This is a genomic window from Streptomyces albospinus, from assembly GCF_014648695.1.
GTDB classification, from domain to species: domain Bacteria; phylum Actinomycetota; class Actinomycetes; order Streptomycetales; family Streptomycetaceae; genus Streptomyces; species Streptomyces albospinus.
Genome location: NZ_BMRP01000002.1, coordinates 93,253 through 109,848, shown reverse-complemented (window position 1 = coordinate 109,848; position 16,596 = coordinate 93,253). Strand labels below are relative to the sequence as shown.

The window sequence follows — 16,596 nt, the reverse complement described above, 5'->3', positions numbered from 1 at the left end:
CCGCCCCCGGCCCGGCCGCCCCCGGCCCGGCCGCCCCCGGCCCGGCCGCCCCCGCCTGCACCCCCGACGAGCTGATGGAGGTCAACGCGGCGCGGGCGCTCGCCGGGGCCGGTACCTGCTTCGTCGGGATCGGGCTGCCCAGTACTGCCGCCAACCTCGCCCGCCGGACCGTCAATCCGGATCTGGTGCTGGTCTACGAGTCCGGCACCATCGGGTCCAGGCCGGACCGGCTGCCGCTGTCCATCGGGGACGGCGAACTGGCCGACACCGCGGACGCGGTGGTCTCCGTGCCGGAGATGTTCAACTACTGGCTCCAGGGCGGCCGGATCGACGTCGGCTTCCTCGGCGCCGCACAGGTCGACCGGTTCGGCAACATCAACACCACCGTCGTCGATCGCGGCCCGGACAGGCCCGAGGGGCGGCTCCCGGGGGCCGGCGGCGCGCCCGAGATCGCCGCCAACTGCGGGCGGGTGCTGATGGTCCTGAGGCACCGCCGCCGGAACTTCGTCGGCGCGCTGGACTTCGTCACGACTCTGGGGCACGGGAGCGGCCCCGGGGACCGCGCGGCGCTCGGGATGCCCGGCGCCGGACCGACCGCGGTGATCACCGACCTCGGCGTGCTGCGCCCCGATCCGGACACCGCGGAACTCGTCCTCAGCGCGCTGCACCCCGGGGTGACGGTCGATCAGGTCCGGGAGGCCACCGGCTGGCCGCTCAAGGAAGCCCCCGACCTCGGTGCGACCGACCCGCCCACCGCCGCCGAACTCGCCGCCCTGCGCGCCCTGAAGGCGGCTTCCGGGCCGGGCGGTCCCCCGGCCGACGCCACCGCCCCGAGGTAGCCGCCGCCCGCATCCCCGTCCGTACCCCACATGGAGAGGCACCCCCACATGGAGAGGCACCCCCGCACGGAGAGGGAACCCATGACCCACCCCGCCCCGCTCGGCGCCGTCCCCGTCTCCCCGACGGCCCCGCCGCTCGCCACCCAGGCCGCCATCAGCCGCGAGATCGCCGCCCTGCGGGCCGCCGCCGACGCGGACGGCGCCGCCGGCGGCCCGGACCCCGGGCAGCCCGCCCGGGACTATCCGCCCTACCGGAGCAGCACACCCCGCCACCCCCGGCAGCCGCCGGTCGCGATCGACGCCCTGGCCGACCCGGAGGCCGTGGAGCTGAGCGGCCCCGTCTTCGGCGTCACGGACGTCACCGCACTCGACGCCGACCTCACCCGGCAGCACACCGGGGAGCCGCTGGGCGAACGCATCACCGTCACCGGCCGCGTCCTGGACCGCACCGGCCGCCCGGTACGCGGCCAGCTCGTCGAGATCTGGCAGGCCAACGCCTCCGGCCGGTACGCCCACCAGCGCGACCAGCACCCGGCCCCGCTCGACCCGCACTTCACCGGCGTCGGCCGCTGCCTGACCGACGACGACGGGCGGTACGCCTTCACCACCGTCAAGCCCGGCGCCTATCCATGGCGCAACCACGACAACGCCTGGCGCCCGGCGCACATCCACTTCTCGTTCTTCGGCTCGGCCTTCACCCAACGGCTGGTCACCCAGATGTACTTCCCGGGCGACCCGCTCTTCCCCTACGACCCGATCCTGGCGTCGGTCACCGACCCCGCCGCCCGCGCCCGCCTGGTCGCCGTCTACGACCACGGACTCTCCCGCCCCGAACACTCCCTGGGCTACCGCTGGGACGTCGTCCTGGACGGCCCGTCCGCCACCTGGACCGAGGAGGGCCGCTGATGCCCACCCGCCCCGAAGGCCCCGCGGCGGCGCCCGCCGTACCGCTCGACCCGACCCCCTCCCAGACCATCGGCCCCTTCTACGGCTACGCCCTCCCCTTCCCCGGCGGTGAGCGGATCGCGCCCACCGGCCACCCCGACACGGTCACCCTGCACGGCCTGGTGCGCGACGGGGACGGCGCGCCGGTGCCGGACGCGCTGCTGGAGTTCTGGCAGGCCGGCCCCGACGGCAGCCTGACCGGCGCCCCCGGCTCGCTGCGCCGGGACCCGGCCACCGGCGCGGTCATCGGCCGCAACGGCGTGGACTTCACCGGCTTCGGCCGCGTCCCCACCGACGCCGACGGGCGCTATGCGCTGCGCACCCTGCCCGCCACCGCCCCCGCCGGGCGCCCGGACGCCGCGCCCTACCTGGCCCTCTGCGTCTTCGCCCGCGGGCTGCTGCACCACCTGTTCACCCGCGTCTACTTCCCCGAACACACCGCGGCCCACGCCGCCGACCCCCTGCTGTCCCGGCTGCCCCAGGCGCGTGCCCGCACCCTCCTCGCCCGCCCCGACGGCCCGGTCCCGTACCGCTACCGGTTCGATATCCAGCTCCAGCAGCCGGCCGACGGCAGGTACGAGGAGACGGTGTTCCTTGACTTCCGATGAGGTGCCCGGGGCGCCAGGGGCGGCGGGCGGGGTGCGTCAGCGGGACGAGGATGCTGATGCCACGTCAAATGTGGGTGCCGGTGCGGCCGATCACGGCCTGCTCACCCCCTCCTGGGCCGGCTCCGCCGTCGCGGCGGCGACCGGCGACGCCGCGTATCTGCGCGCCCTGCTCGACGCCGAGGCCGCACTGACCCGCGCCCAGGCGGCCCTCGGGCTCGCCCCGGCGACCGCGGCGGCGACCGTCACCGCGGTCGCCGCCGAGCACCACCGCCACGCACCGCGGGCGCTCGCCGTGCGCGCCCGCGCCGCCGGCAACCCGGTGGTGCCGCTCGTCGCGGACCTGACCGCCGCCGTCGCCGCCCGCGACCCGGAAGCCGCCGGCCACGTCCACCGCGGCGCCACCAGCCAGGACATCCTGGACACCGCCACGATGCTGGTCTGCGCCCGCGCCCTGGACACCGTGCTGGCCGACCTCGACCGCACCGCCGACACGCTGCACCGCACCGCCGCCGCCCACCGCGACACGCCGATGGCCGGCCGCACCCTCACCCAGCACGCGGTGCCGACCACCTTCGGCCTCAAGGCGGCGGGCTGGCGCGGCCTGGTCCTCGACGCCCGGGACCGGCTCGCCGCGGTGCGGGCCGCGCTGCCCGTCCAACTGGGCGGCGCCGCCGGCACGTTGGCGGCGTTCCACGCCTACGCCGAGGCGGACGGTGCGCCGAGCGCCGACGACCCCGGCGTCCGGCTCCTCGCCCGCTACGCCGCCGAGACCGGGCTCGCCCCACCCGCCCTGCCCTGGCACACCCTGCGCACCCCCGTCGCCGACCTCGCCGGCGCGCTCGCCTTCACCGCGGGCGCGCTCGGCAAGCTGGCGGCCGACGTCCTGGTCCTCTCCCGTACGGAGATCGGCGAGCTGGCCGAGGGCAGCGGCGGCGGCTCCTCCGCGATGCCGCACAAGGCCAACCCCGTGCGCGCCACGCTGATCGCGAGCGCCGCCCGGCAGGTGCCGGCGCTCGCCGCGGTGCTGTACGGGTCGCTGGCCGCCGAGGACGAGCGGCCGGCCGGGGCCTGGCACGCCGAGTGGCAGCCGCTGCGCGAGGCGCTGCGCCTGGTGGGCGGCGCGGCCCGGGACGCGGCCGGGTTGACCGCGGGGCTGCGGGTCCGCCCGTCCCGTATGCGGGACAACCTCGACGCGACCGGCGGGCTGGTCGTCTCCGAACGCCTCGTCGCGGCCCTCGCCGCCCTGACCGGCCGCGCCGCGGCCCGCCGCACCGTGGACGCGGCGGCCCGCCGCGCGGCGGAGGACGGCATTCCGCTGTCCGACGCGCTGTGCGCGGCCCTCGCCGCGGACCCGGCGACCGGGTCCGGCGCCGCCGCCCTCACCGGGCCCCGCCTCCGTGAACTCCTCGATCCCACCGGCTACTTGGGATCCGCCGGGGCCCTCGTCGACCGCGCCCTCCGGCGCACCCCCCAGCCCTCCCCGCACGCCCCGCAGGAGCCCGTATGACGCCGGTACCGCCCGCCGCCCGCCGCACCGCGCTGCACCACACCGCCGACGGGCCCGATGGCGCCCCGCTCCTCGTCCTCGGCCCCTCCGTGGGCACCACCCTCGCCCTCTGGGACCCCCTACTCCCCGTCCTGGCCCGCCGGTTCCGCGTCCTGCGCTGGGACCTCCCGGGCCACGGCGGCACCCCCACCGGCGTCCTCGCCGCCGCCGGCACCACCACCACCGTCCCCGAACTGGCCCGCCTCGTCCTCGACCTCGCCGACGCCCGCGGCCTCGACCGCTTCGCCTACGCGGGCGTCTCGCTCGGCGGCGCGGTGGGCGCCTGGCTCGCCGTCCACCACCCCGAGCGGATCGCCTCGCTCGCGCTGATCTGCTCCTCCGCGCGGTTCGGCGAACCGACCGGCTGGCACGAACGGGCCGCGCTGGTACGGGCCGAGGGCCTCGGCCCGGTCGCCGAGGCCGCCGCCGGACGCTGGTTCACCCCGGCCTTCGCCGCCTCGCCCGAGGCCACCGCCCTGCTCGACGCGCTGCGCCGCAGCGTCTCGCCCGACGGATACGCGGCCTGCTGCGACGCCCTCGCCCGCTACGACCTCCGCGCCGACCTGCCCCGGATCACCGCCCCCACCCTCGTCGTCGCCGGCCGCGCCGACCCGGCCACCCCGCCCGCGCACGCCCGCGAACTCACCGACGGCATCCCCGGCGCCACCCTCGTCGAACTCCCCGGCGCCGCCCACCTCGCCGCCGCCGAGCGCCCCGGCGCGGTCCTCACAGCGCTCCTCGGCCACCTCGACTGCGCCCACCCCGCCCCCGGAACGGACCACTGATGCCCCGCACCCACCAGCCCACCCCGCCCCCGTCCCGCACCGCGGTCGGCATCATCGGCGGCGGCCCGGCCGGGCTGCTGCTCGCCCGGCTGCTGCACCGGGCCGGGATCGGCTGCGTCGTCCTGGAGAGCCGCGACCGCGGATACGTCGAGGCGCGGCAGCGCGCCGGCATCCTCGAACAGGGCACCGTCGACGTGCTGCGCGCCTGCGGCGCGGGGGAGCGGCTGGACCGCGAGGGGATGGTCCACGACGGCATCGAACTGCGCTACGACCGGCGGGCGCACCGGCTCGACTTCCCGGCGCTGACCGGCGGGCGGCGGGTGACGGTCTACGCCCAGACGGAGATCGTCAAGGACCTGATAGAGCTTCAGCTCGCCGGCGGCGCACCGCTGCTGTTCGGCGCGCGGGCGCTCGCCGTCACCGGCGCCGACACCGCACGGCCGGCCATCCGCTACCGCCACGACGGCCGCGAGCACACGCTCGGCTGCGACTACGTCGTCGGCTGCGACGGCTTCCACGGCGTGGCCCGGGAGGCGATCCCGGACGCCGCACGCCGCACCTACGAGCGCGGCTACCCGTACTCCTGGCTGGGCGTGCTCGCCGACGCCCCGCCGTCCTCCGACGAACTGATCTACGCGCACTCGGACCGCGGCTTCGCCCTGTTCAGCATGCGCACCCCGACCGTCAGCCGGCTCTACCTCCAGGTCCCCAACGGCACCGACCCCGCGCACTGGCCCGACGACCGCATCTGGAACGAACTGGAGGCCCGCGCCGCCGTCGACGACACCTCCTGGAAGCCGGCCCGCGGCCCGCTCACCGCCAAGGCCGTCCTCCCCATGCGCAGCTCGGTCACCGAACCGATGCGCTGGGGCCGGGTCCTGCTGGCGGGCGACGCGGCACACATCGTGCCGCCCACCGGAGCCAAGGGACTCAACCTCGCCGTCGCCGACGTCACCGTCCTGGCACGCGCCCTCACCCAGGTCTACGGCACCGGCGCGACGGACCTCCTGGACGCCTACTCGGACACCTGCCTGCGCCGGGTCTGGCGCGCCGAGCACTTCTCGTACTTCATGACGACGACCCTGCACACCCCACCTGACCAGAGCCCCTTCGACACCCGGCTCCAGCTCTCCCAGCTCGACCGCATCGCCGGCTCCCGGCACGCCGCCGCGGAACTCGCCGAGAACTACACGGGACTGCCGCTGCCCTGACCGGAAGCGCCCGGCGCGGCGGTGGCTACGACGCCTCCAGGTGGCCGTGGCGGTACCGCACCAGGAGCATCGCCGCGTCGTCGTGGAGCGGCCCCTCCGCATGGTCGACGACATCCTCGCGGACCGCTTGCAGCGCGGCTTCCGGGTCGGGGTCCTTCAGCAGATCGGCGCGCGCGTCGAGGGGGTAGAACCAGCCGGCGCCGTCCCGGGCCTCGCTGACCCCGTCGGTGTAGAAGAGCAACTGGTCGCCGGGGGCGAACGGGATCCGGTACGGCAGCGGTGCCTCCGGGCCGTGGTCCATCAGGCCGAGCGGCAGCGCGCGCTCCGGCGGGGCCGCGTAGCCGACCCCGCCCTCGGGGCGGACCACCAGCGGCGAGGGGTGGCCGAAGTTCAGCAGGGTCGCGTCCGGGCCGTCGCCGATCTCGGCGAGGACCGCGGTGACGAAGCGCTCACCGGACAGATGCCGGTTCAGCGCACGCTCGACCCGCGCGCCCACCGCCGGCAGATCCGGCTCGTCGTGCGCCGCCTCCCGGAAGGCGCCGAGCACCACCGCCGCGGTCTCCACCGCCTCCAGGCCCTTGCCCTGCACGTCCCCGACGATGATCCGCACACCGGCCGGCGAGGTCACGACCTCGTACAGGTCGCCGCCGATCCGGGCCTCGGCCACCGCCGAGGTGTACGAGACCGCGATCCGCAGCGGGCCCGCCCCGCGCGGCACCGGCCGCAGCAGCACCCGCTGGGCGACCTCGGCGATCGACCGCACGCTGGCCAGCTCCGCCTCCCGGCGCTGCCGCATCACCGCTGCGGCCACACCGGCCGCGGTCACTCCGGCCACCGACAGCAGCGCGGTCAGCCCGCGCCGGCTCTCGAACAGCCCGCTGTGGACGCCCAGTCCGACGCAGAGCACGGACGCGGTCAGCCCGACCAGCGCGGTCCGCCGCCAGCCGCCGACCAGCCCGGCGAACGCGGGCCCCAGCGACACCAGCGGCAGGAAGCCGACGCCCGGCCCGGCGATGAGGTCCACGGCGCTGACCGCGGCCATGACCATGTACGGGAGCGCGGACAGCGCACGGGAGCCGGCGCGCGGCTCCCCCTTCTGCACGGCCAAGGTCCACTCCGGCGTTCTGACGGCTCACACGCCGGTGGGGACGGCACGCGAGAGGCGATCGGTCGCGGGGCAGCGGGCCGCCGGTCCGTTCGACTGTCCGAAACCAACCCCCGAGCCCCCGACCTGAGCATATGCAACATTTGCCGGGCCGAACGACGGCGCCTGTGACGCTGTTATCGAATTGCAGCGGCCGGGCGGCACGCCCCCCGGCGGGCCACCGGATCTTACGGACCCGTGACACGACGGCCGTGGCGCGCGCCGGACGGCCCCGCCGCGCCTAGCGTGACCGGCATGCGTGTACTGGTCACCGGCGGCGCCGGATTCATCGGATCGCAGATCGTCGAAACGCTGCTGGCCGGCGGCCACGAGCCCGTGGTGCTCGACGCGCTGCTGCCCTCCGCCCACCCCGAACCGCCCCGGAAACCGCCCGCGACCCGGGCCGCGGTGCCCCGGATCGTCGCCGACGTCCGCGACCGCGCCGCCGTCGACGCGGCGCTGCGCGGCGTGCACGCGGTCTGCCACCAGGCCGCGATGGTCGGCCTCGGCAAGGACTTCGCGGACGCCCCCGACTACGTCGGCTGCAACGACCTCGGCACCGCCGTCCTGCTCGCCGCGATGGCCGCCGCCGGCGTACCCGGCCTCGTGCTCGCCGGCTCGATGGTGGTCTACGGGGAGGGACGCTACGACTGCCCCGCCCACGGGACGGTGCGCCCCGGCCCGCGCGCGGAAACCGCCCTGGCCGCCGGCCGGTTCGAGCCGCGCTGCCCGCGCTGCGGCGCGGAACTCCGGCCCGGCCTCGTCGGCGAGGACGCGCCCACCGACCCGCGCAACGTCTACGCGGCGACCAAACTCGCCCAGGAGCACCTGGCCGCCTCCTGGGCGCGCGCCACCGGCGGCCGGGTGCTCGCCCTGCGCTACCACAACGTCTACGGGCCCGGCATGCCGCGCGACACCCCCTACGCCGGGGTCGCCTCCTTCTTCCGCTCGGCGCTGGCCCGCGGCGAGGCCCCCACCCTCTACGAAGACGGCGGTCAGCGGCGCGACTTCATCCACGTCCGGGACGTCGCCGCGGCCAACGCGGTGGCGCTGGCCGCCCTCCCGGACCGGCCGGCGGGCACCCTGACCGCGTACAACACCGGCAGCGGGGAGCCGCACACCGTCGGCGAGATGGCCCGCACCCTGGCCACCGCCTACGGCGGCCCGCCCCCGGTGGTCACCGGGGAGTACCGGCTCGGCGACGTCCGGCACATCACCGCCTCCTCGCAGCGGATCGCCGCCGACCTCGGCTGGCGCGCCGCGACCGGCTTCGCCGACGGCATGGCCGAGTTCGCCCGTGAGGAGATGCGATGACCGCGCACCCCGCCCCGGCCCCCGTGGACGTCGTGCTGCCCTGCCTCGACGAGGCCGCCGCACTGCCCTGGGTCCTGGCCCGCATCCCCGACGGCTGGCGGGCGATCGTCGTCGACAACGGCTCCACCGACGGTTCGGCGGAGATCGCCCGCCGCCTCGGCGCCACCGTCGTGCGCGAACCGCGCCGCGGCTTCGGCGCCGCCTGCCACGCCGGACTGCTGGCCGCCGACGCCGACGTCGTCTGCTTCTGCGACTGCGACGGCTCCCTGGACCCCCGGCTGCTCGTCCCGTTCGTCCGCGCCGTATGCGACGGCGACAGCGACCTGGTGCTGGGCCGGCGGCGCCCCGAAGGCCGCGGCGCCTGGCCCGCGCACGCCCGGCTCGGCAACCTCGCGCTGGCCCGGATGCTGCACCGCCGCACCGGGCTGCGGCTGCACGACCTCGGCCCGCTGCGCGCCGCCCGGCGCACCGCGCTGCTCGCCCTCGGCCTCACCGACCGCCGCAGCGGCTACCCCCTCCAGATGGTCGTCCGGGCCGCCGACGCCGGCTGGCGCGTCACCGAACGCGACGTCCCCTACCGGCCGCGCACCGGCCGCTCCAAGGTCACCGGCACCTGGCGCGGCACCTGGCACGCGGTACGCGACATGCGCACCGTGCTGCGGCAGCCGCCGGCCGTGCCCGACGCAGGGAGCCCCCGATGACCGCCGCCCCCGCGCCCGCTCCGACGACGATCCTCGTCATCGCCAAGGAACCCCTTCCCGGCCGCGTCAAGACCCGCCTCACCCCGCCCTACACCCCCGCCCAGGCCGCCGAACTGGCCGAAGCGTCGCTCCACGACACCCTCCGGGCCGTCCGCGCCATGCCCGCCCGCCGCCGCGTCCTCGTCCTCGACGGCCGCCCCGGCAGCTGGCTGCCGGCCGGCTTCGACGTCCGCCCCCAGTGCACCGGCGGCCTCGACGAACGCCTGGCCGCGGCCTTCGCCGCCACCACCGGACCGGCCCTGCTCATCGGCATGGACACCCCCCAGGTCACCGCCGCGCTGCTCGCCCCCGCCCTCGCGCCCGACGCCTGGCGGCAGTGCGACGCCTGGTTCGGCGCCGCCGCGGACGGCGGGTTCTGGGCGCTCGGCCTGGCCGCCCCCGACCCCCGGCTGCTGCGCGGCGTCCCGATGTCCACCGCCACCACCGGCGCCGTCCAGCGCGCCCGGCTCACCGCCGCCGGACTCCGGGTCCGCGAACTCCCCGTGCTGCGCGACGTCGACACCCCGGCCGACGCGGCAGCGGTCGCCGCCGCCGCGCCCGGCGGCCGGTTCGCCGCCACCCTGGCCCGGCTGACCCCGGAGGCCGGCCGATGAGCACCCCCACCGTCTCCCGCGACACCGGCCCCGAGTGGGGCGCCGGCCCCTACGCCGATGCCCTGCGCACCGGCCGCGGCCCGCTCTTCCTCCGCCGCACCGACGGCTGGCTGCTGCCGCTGGAGGTGGAACGCTGGTGCGCCGGCGCGGACACCGCCGACCTCTCCGCGCTGCGTCGCTGCGAAGGCCCCGTCCTGGACATCGGCTGCGGCCCCGGACGCCTGGTCGCCGCGCTCGCCGACCGGGGCCACCGGGTCCTCGGCATCGACGTGAGCGCCGCGGCCGTCGCCCGCACCACCGCGGCCGGCGGCACCGCCCTGTGCCGCTCCGTCTTCGACCCCCTTCCCGACGAGGGGAGATGGGGCACCGCGCTGCTCCTCGACGGCAACATCGGCATCGGCGGCGATGTGCGCGCCCTGCTCGCCCGCACCGCCGAACTGCTCGCCCCGCACGGCCTGCTGATCGTCGAGACCAGCCCCGCGGACATCGACGAACGCGTCCGGGTCCAGGTCGCCGGCGGCCACACCGGCCACCCCGCGCACACCGACGAGTCGTTCCTCTGGGCCCGGGTCGGCACCCGCGCCCTGCTGCGGCACGCGGCACCGGAGCTGTGGACCCCCGCCGCGCAGTGGACCGTGCCCGGCGGGGCTCAACTCCCCGGCGCCGACCGCTGCTTCGTCGCCCTGCGCCACAGCCGTACGGCCGTCCCCCGCAGCCGCGGCTGAGCCGTCCGCAGCGTACGGACCAGCAGCCACAGCGCGGCCAGCGCGCGAACAGCGCCGCACTGACCAGCAGCCAGCGGGCCGGGAACACCTCGGCCGGCAGCCCCGTCGTCAGCGTGTAGTGCACCGCGGCGGGGCTGCCGGGCGCGGTGGAGATGAGCGGCCACCACACCAGGAGAAGCAGCCCGGACAGCGCCGCCGGGACCCGGACGAACCCGGTCCACGCCCGGTCCCGCGCGCTGCCGGCGGTGAGCCGGGCCACCGCCCGGTCGGCCACCGAATACAGCGGCACCAGCACGAGGTCGTGCAGCAGCGCCGCCCCCGCGAACCACACCACCACCAGCGGCCACCGCTCCCCGGACAGCAGCCGCACCCCCGCATATCCGGTCAGCGCGAACGAGGCGAGCAGCAACAGCAGATGCAGCGCCCCCTCGCCGTACCAGCGGCCCGCCCGGCGCCGCCACACCGCAGCAACCGCCCGCACCCGATCCACCGCACCATCGATCCGCCGCACCGTCACACCTCCCCGAACGTCAGCCGCGCCACCCATTTGGTGTTCAGCACCCCTGGCGCCGCCGGCACGATGATCCGCGCCGGATACCCGTGGTCCGGCGACAGATCCGCCCCGCCCACCCGCAGCGCCAGCAGCGACCGCGGATCGCGCACCTGGTTGTCCCGCAGCGCGGCCCGCCGGAACGCGCCCGACAGCTGAAGCGACTCCACCAGCACCCCCGGCGGCGCCCCGCCCGATCCCACCAGCGCCGCCAGATCCCGCAGCCGCACCCCGCTCCACCGCAGGTCCTCCGTCGACCAGCCCTCCACACAGGCGATCGGCAGCGCCGCCTCGTACTGCGGCAGCCGCAGCAACTCGGCCCGGCTCAGCCGCACCCTCCGCCCGCCGCCCTCGACCGTCAGCCGCCAGCCGTCGCCGATGTCCCGGGCCCGGATGCCCACCCCCGCGGCCGACTTGTTGATCTGGAAGCCGTTCGGACCGCCGCCCGGATCCGCGCCCCCGTGCGGCGCCAGCAGCGCGGTACGGCGCCACCGGCCGCCCAGGCTCTGCCCGGCCGTCGTCAGGAACAGCAGCAGCGACCCGGCGCCCACCAGGCCCAGCGCACCGCGCCGCGACACCGTCGGCGCCGCCGGGCGGAGTGCCACCAGCCCGGTCTCGTCGTCCGCCGCCTGAGGATCCGTACGCTCCCGCAGCGCCCGCACGGTCCGCGGCATCCGCAGCGCCACATGGACCGCGAACGCCCCGATGAACACCCACGCCCCGTAGAAGTGCAGCGGATAGAACGACCCCGGAAACACATAGTCCAGCTGAACGTTGAGGAGCCCGGTCACGAACTCGAAGAGCGCCCCGCCCACCAGGAGCAGCAGCGACACCCGCTCCAGCGCATGGCCCACCGACCGGGCCGGCGGCATCGTGAACAGCTTCGGGATCACCGACCACAGCTTCGCCAGCAGCACCGGCACCAGCACCACGCCGAGCGTGACGTGCACACCCTGGGTGAGCCGGTACAGCCAGTGCGGACCTGTCGGCCAGCTGAAGAGATAGAAGCCCAGCAGCCCCTTGTCGGCGTCTTGTCGTTGACGCCGCCGGCCAGATCCGGGTTGTAGGCGGCGTACGACAGCAGCCCGGTCACGAACAGCAGCGTGATCCCGGCCAGCAGCACCACACCGAGCAGCGCCGTCAGCCGCGGACCGCGCAGCGGACTGCGCCAGAACGACGGGGACGTCGGCAGCGGCGGGGGAGTGGAGCGAGAGAAGCGAGAGAAGGGGCGGAAACGGTCGGCACCCATGTGCGTCCTCCAGGTGAGTCGGTCCGACGGTAAGCCGGTCCACGCCCCCCGAAGCCGCCGCGACGCATGACGAAACCCTGACGTCCGGCGAAATCTGACGGATCGGTGACACCGCCCCCGCCGAACGGCCCTGGCGCCCGCCCACGCCCTAGCGTGCCGGTGTGACCTCCGACGCCACCCCCGAACCGGTCCCCGGCCTGCCGCCCGCGAGCACCCACGGCCCGGCCGCCGGCGAACGCGCCGGCCGCCGCGCCGACCTGCTCGCCGCCGCGGCCGGCGCCCTCCTCGTCGGCGCCGCCGTCGCCCTCGGCGCCGCCATCCAGCACGCCACCGGCGATCTGCGCGTCAACTGGCCCCCGCTGTACGCCGACTGGTCCCCGCACCTCGGCCCCGGCACCCCGGCCGCCCTCGCCGTCGCCGCCGCCGTGATCGCCTACGGGCCGCCCCTGGCGGCCCGGCTCCGCTGGCGGCTGCTGCTGCCCGCCGCCTGGGCCGCGTCGATGGCCTGGACCTGGTCACTGGCCCTGATCGACGGCTGGCAGGCCGGCGTCGCGGGCCGCCTCACCACCGAGTACGAGTACCTGACGGTGATTCACCGCTTCGACGACCTCGGCCCGGCGCTGCGCGGCTTCACCAGCCACCTCCTCCTCCACCACGGACCGGACTCCTGGCCCGCGCACATCGCCGGCCACCCGCCCGCCGCCATCCTCACCTTCGTCGGCCTGGACCGCATCGGCCTGGGCGGCGGCGCCTGGGCCGGCGCCTGGTGCATCACCGTCGGCACCTCCGCCGCCGCCGCCGTCCTGGTCGCGCTGCGCGCCCTGGCCGAAGAGGCCACCGCCCGCCGCGCCGCCCCGTTCCTCGTCCTGGCGCCCGCCGCCGTCTGGGTCGGCGTCTCCGCGGACGGCTATTTCGCCGCCGTCGCCGCCTGGTCCCTCGCCCTGCTCGCACTCGCCGCCACCCGCCGCACCCGCGCCCCCCGCGCGGCGGCCCTGGGCGCCGGCCTCCTCTTCGGCCTCACCTGCTACCTCTCCTACGGCCTCACCCTCATCGCGCTGCCCGCCGCCGCGGTCCTGCTGCTCACCACCCCCCGCCCCACCGCCCGCCCGCTGCCCTACGCCCTGGCCGGGGCGGCCGTCGTCGCGGCCGGCTTCACCCTCGCCGGATTCAACTGGTGGGAGGGCTACCGGCTGCTGGTCGAGCGCTACTACCAAGGCGCCGCGGCGGTCCGCCCGTACGCCTACTGGGTCTGGGGCAACCTCGCCTGCACCGTGCTGATGACCGGCCTGGCGACGGTGGCCGCGCTGCGCCGCACCCTCGCCGCCGCGCCCGCGGCCCTCCGCCGCCTCCGGGCACCGGACCGCGCCACGGGCCCCGCCGACCGGCTCGTCCTCCTCGTCGCGGCGGTGCTGCTCGCCCTGCTCGCCGCCGACCTCTCCGGCATGAGCAAGGCGGAGACCGAACGCATCTGGCTGCCCTTCGCCCCCTGGCTGCTCGCGGCCGGCGCGCTGCTGCCGGCGTCCCGCCGGCGAGCCTGGCTGGCCGCCCAGGCCGTCCTCGCCCTCCTGATCAACCACCTTCTCTTCACCGGGTGGTGACGGGGCGTCAGCAGCGCGGGCGGCGACTCCGCGGCGCTAGGCGAGGTTCGTCCGGGCGGAGTTCACCCGGCCGGGGCGCAGGATCCGGATCGGGCCGCGATTGCAGTCCGGGCAGTCGGCGCGGGTCAGCGGGGAGGGCACCCGCCTGCCGTGCGTGAAGTACTCGGCACGCCGCCGGCCGGCGAGATCGGTGGTGTGCCGGATCTCGTACTCCTCTTCCCAGCCGTGCCCGCAGTGCAGACAGACGAACGCGTACGCCTCGTGAACGGTCTCGGTGTCCCTCTCCATGGTCACCACGCCCTCTCTCCGGGCCCGCCGCACCCGCGGCGGGGCCGGACCGGATCCGTGCCGCACCTTCCATTATGGCGCCGTACCACCCCGATCGCGGCCGGCCGTCCCCGGCCCGCGACCGCTCAGCCGCGTACCCGCCCCAGCGCCTCGTACACCGCCGCGACCAGCACCCGGTTGCGCGGATCGCTGCCCGCCGTACCGCCCCCGTACCGGTTCATGGCGTACGCGTACGACAGCCCGTTCTCCGGGTCCGCGAAGGCGTACGACCCGCCCGCGCCGCCGTGCCCGAACGCCCGCGGGCTGGGCCCCACCCGGCCCTCGCTGTTGACCATGTAGCCCAGTCCCCAGCTGATGCCCGGGGCGCCCTCCGGGACCAGCGCGCCCAGCGTCAGATCCGGCTCGCCCGGCCGGCTCTGCGGCCGGCGCAACTCCTCCAGGGTGGCGGCGGAGACCAGCCCACCGCCCGCCAGCGCACCGTAGACGGCGGCCAGGCCATGGGCCGTGGCATGGCCGTTGCCGGACGGGATCTCGGCGGCGCGGTAGGCGGCGCTGTTGATGTCGCCGGTGGGGATGGACATCAGCGCCAGCGCCAGCGCCGCCAGCGGATGGTCGTCCAGCCCGCGCAGCGGCGGCCTCGGCAGCTCCGGGAACTGCTCGGTGAGCAGCGCCGCATCCAGCTGCCCGACCATGTCCGCGCAGTGCGGGTGCTCCTCCGCGGGGGTGCCGATGAACACCCGTGCACCGAGCGGCCCGGTGATCTCGCCGCGCAGGAACGTGCCCAGCGACTGCCCGGTGATCCGCCGCACGACCTCGCCCACGAGATACCCGAACGTCACCGCGTGATAGCCCTGCGCGGTCCCCGGCTCCCACCAGGGCGGCGTCGCGGCCAGCGCGTCGCACACGTAGTCCCAGTCGTAGGCGCGCCCCGGGGACAGCGGATGCCGGGGCGCGATCATCCCGGCGCGGTGGCTGAGCAGCCAGCGCACGGGTATGTCCCGCTTCCCGGCCTGCCCGAACTCCGGCCAGTAGCGGGCGACCGGCGCGTCCACGTCCAACTCGCCCCGGTCGGCGAGGAGATGGGCGCAGAGTGCGGTCATCCCCTTCGACGTCGAGTAGACGTTGACGAGGGTGTCCCGCTCCCAGGCCCGGCTCCGGTCCTCGGTGGCGTGGCCGCCCCAGAGGTCCACCACCGCCTCGCCGTCCAGCGTCACCGCGACCGCCGCGCCGATCTCGCCGTGCTCGCGGAAGTTCCGCTCGAACGCGGTGCGTACGCCCTCGAAGTCTGCCGCGCAGTGACCGGTGACGGTTGCTGCTTCCACGGTGGCTCTCCTCACGTCGTCGCGGTGCGGTGGGGGTCGTGCGGTGGGGGTCGTGCGGGCGCCGGCCGGTGGCGCGTCCCGCGGGGTCCGTGCGTGCGCCGCGGCGGTCCGCGCGCCTCTACGGATGATCCGCCCGGATCGATGCCTCTGGCAACCGTGGCCACCCGGAGGGCGGCAGGCCCGCCCGGCCGGCGCAGCGCCGCGGACCGGCGAAATCGGCATGTCCGGCACGCGGGTGCCCGGCAGGATGGTCCCCATGACCGCTGCTCCGATCCGCCCCGTCCAGGCCCTTCTCGTCGTCGACGTCCAGTCCGCCTTCGTCTCCGGGGGCGAGGCGGTGCCGGACGCGGCCCGGGTGCTCGACCGCACCCGCGATCTGCTGGCCCGGGCCCGTGCGGCCGGCGCGCTCGTGGTGCACCTCCAGAACGACGGGGCGCCCGGCACCGCCGACGAGCCGCACACTCCCGGCTGGGAACTCCATCTGCCCGTCGAGCCCGGACCCCGCGAGGCGGTGGTCCGCAAGACGGACGACGACGGCTTCGAGGACACCCGGCTCGGCGAACTCCTCACCGGCGCCGGTGTCCGGGAGTTGGCGCTGTGCGGTGTGCTCTCCGAGATGTGCGTCAGCGCCACCGCGCGGACGGCGCTGTGGCGCGGCTACCGCGTGGTCCTGCCGCACGACGCGCACGCCACCTACGACATCCCCGCCGCCCCCGGCATCAGCGAGGCGGTCCCGGCGGCGATGTCCTCCCGGGCCGCCGAATGGGCCCTGGGCGACGAGATCGAGATCGTGGCCCGCGCGGCCGATGTGCCCTTTGCGGCGGGGGAGTTGGCTGCTGAGCGGGCGGCTGCGAGCGGTGCGGCTGCGGTGTCCGCCGCGGCTGCCCCGGCGGCGGAACGGCCGGCGCGGGCCTCCGAGGGCTGCGGGGCGAAGACCCCGTAGCGGCGCGGCCGAGGCGGGCCGGGGCCGCGAGGGCCGGGGCCGCGAGGGGCGGGGCGGGCGGGGGAGCGGCTTCGGCCTCTGCCCGGTGCTGCCTCCGCCCGGCGTCCCGCCTGCCTCCGGGGGGCTCCCCCCTCCCCCCTCCCGCCCCACCCCCGCCCCCGTGCCCCCGCTCCTC

The 16,596-nt window shown here is 76.7% G+C and carries 15 protein-coding genes and 1 pseudogene; 12 read left to right on the top strand and 4 right to left on the bottom strand.

Translation table 11 applies throughout. The annotated features are described in order from the left end of the window. The first annotated feature begins 74 nt into the window (after positions 1 to 74). From IEZ17_RS03865 to IEZ17_RS03840, 6 genes are all read left to right on the top strand, one after another. On the top strand, positions 75 to 839 hold the full coding sequence (locus IEZ17_RS03865; RefSeq protein ID WP_189296964.1) for a CoA-transferase subunit beta: 765 nt from the start codon (positions 75 to 77) through the stop codon (positions 837 to 839). Between the two features lie 81 nt (positions 840 to 920). Beyond that, positions 921 to 1,745: a protocatechuate 3,4-dioxygenase subunit beta gene (pcaH, locus tag IEZ17_RS03860; protein WP_189296387.1), complete on the top strand. Its 825-nt coding sequence runs from the start codon at positions 921 to 923 to the stop codon at positions 1,743 to 1,745. Beyond that, the gene (pcaG, locus tag IEZ17_RS03855; protein ID WP_189296385.1) at positions 1,745 to 2,392 is read left to right on the top strand and encodes a protocatechuate 3,4-dioxygenase subunit alpha; all 648 of its coding nucleotides are present in this window, start codon (positions 1,745 to 1,747) and stop codon (positions 2,390 to 2,392) included. Before pcaH ends, pcaG begins: the two co-directional genes overlap by 1 nt. Positions 2,393 to 2,462: 70 nt before the next feature. Continuing rightward, the gene (pcaB, locus tag IEZ17_RS03850) at positions 2,463 to 3,899 is read left to right on the top strand and encodes a 3-carboxy-cis,cis-muconate cycloisomerase (protein WP_189296962.1); all 1,437 of its coding nucleotides are present in this window, start codon (positions 2,463 to 2,465) and stop codon (positions 3,897 to 3,899) included. Further along, entirely contained in the window at positions 3,896 to 4,723 is an 828-nt protein-coding gene (gene pcaD, locus IEZ17_RS03845; protein WP_189296384.1) for a 3-oxoadipate enol-lactonase, read from the top strand. The genes pcaB and pcaD overlap by 4 nt, the downstream gene beginning before the upstream one ends. Then, complete coding sequence (locus tag IEZ17_RS03840; protein ID WP_189296382.1) at positions 4,723 to 5,934, top strand: 4-hydroxybenzoate 3-monooxygenase; 1,212 nt, start codon at positions 4,723 to 4,725, stop codon at positions 5,932 to 5,934. Before pcaD ends, IEZ17_RS03840 begins: the two co-directional genes overlap by 1 nt. 25 nt (positions 5,935 to 5,959) lie before the next feature. On the opposite strand, the gene IEZ17_RS03835 is transcribed toward IEZ17_RS03840, so the two are convergent. After that, positions 5,960 to 6,982, bottom strand: a complete 1,023-nt coding sequence (locus tag IEZ17_RS03835; protein ID WP_189296960.1) for a PP2C family protein-serine/threonine phosphatase — start codon at positions 6,980 to 6,982, stop codon at positions 5,960 to 5,962. A gap of 351 nt (positions 6,983 to 7,333) precedes the next feature. Between IEZ17_RS03835 and IEZ17_RS03830 the strand changes: the two genes are divergently transcribed. From IEZ17_RS03830 to IEZ17_RS03815, 4 genes are read left to right on the top strand one after another with little or no spacing between them, the layout of a single operon-like run. Beyond that, a complete protein-coding gene (locus IEZ17_RS03830) occupies positions 7,334 to 8,392 on the top strand; it encodes an NAD-dependent epimerase/dehydratase family protein (protein WP_189296380.1) in 1,059 nt (352 codons plus the stop codon). Beyond that, positions 8,389 to 9,093, top strand: a complete 705-nt coding sequence (locus IEZ17_RS03825; RefSeq protein WP_189296378.1) for a glycosyltransferase family 2 protein — start codon at positions 8,389 to 8,391, stop codon at positions 9,091 to 9,093. The genes IEZ17_RS03830 and IEZ17_RS03825 overlap by 4 nt, the downstream gene beginning before the upstream one ends. Continuing rightward, a complete protein-coding gene (locus IEZ17_RS03820) occupies positions 9,090 to 9,746 on the top strand; it encodes a TIGR04282 family arsenosugar biosynthesis glycosyltransferase (protein WP_189296376.1) in 657 nt (218 codons plus the stop codon). Before IEZ17_RS03825 ends, IEZ17_RS03820 begins: the two co-directional genes overlap by 4 nt. Next, positions 9,743 to 10,471 (top strand): class I SAM-dependent methyltransferase, encoded by a 729-nt coding sequence (locus tag IEZ17_RS03815; RefSeq protein ID WP_189296374.1) that lies wholly within the window; start codon positions 9,743 to 9,745, stop codon positions 10,469 to 10,471. The genes IEZ17_RS03820 and IEZ17_RS03815 overlap by 4 nt, the downstream gene beginning before the upstream one ends. A 513-nt stretch (positions 10,472 to 10,984) precedes the next feature. Here IEZ17_RS03815 and IEZ17_RS03810 read toward each other — a convergent pair. After that, positions 10,985 to 12,270: pseudogene (locus IEZ17_RS03810) on the bottom strand (molybdopterin-dependent oxidoreductase). A 161-nt stretch (positions 12,271 to 12,431) separates the two neighbouring features. Here IEZ17_RS03810 and IEZ17_RS03805 point away from each other — a divergent pair. Beyond that, a complete protein-coding gene (locus IEZ17_RS03805; protein ID WP_373299720.1) occupies positions 12,432 to 13,868 on the top strand; it encodes a hypothetical protein in 1,437 nt (478 codons plus the stop codon). A gap of 36 nt (positions 13,869 to 13,904) precedes the next feature. Here the strand turns inward: IEZ17_RS03805 and IEZ17_RS03800 are convergent, their stop codons facing one another. Continuing rightward, entirely contained in the window at positions 13,905 to 14,156 is a 252-nt protein-coding gene (locus IEZ17_RS03800) for a hypothetical protein (protein WP_229851902.1), read from the bottom strand. A 125-nt stretch (positions 14,157 to 14,281) separates the two neighbouring features. Then, positions 14,282 to 15,478: a serine hydrolase domain-containing protein gene (locus tag IEZ17_RS03795; protein ID WP_189296370.1), complete on the bottom strand. Its 1,197-nt coding sequence runs from the start codon at positions 15,476 to 15,478 to the stop codon at positions 14,282 to 14,284. Positions 15,479 to 15,734: 256 nt separating this feature from the next. Here IEZ17_RS03795 and IEZ17_RS03790 point away from each other — a divergent pair, with 256 nt between their 5' ends. Further along, entirely contained in the window at positions 15,735 to 16,421 is a 687-nt protein-coding gene (locus IEZ17_RS03790) for an isochorismatase family protein (protein ID WP_189296368.1), read from the top strand. Positions 16,422 to 16,596 lie beyond the last annotated feature (175 nt).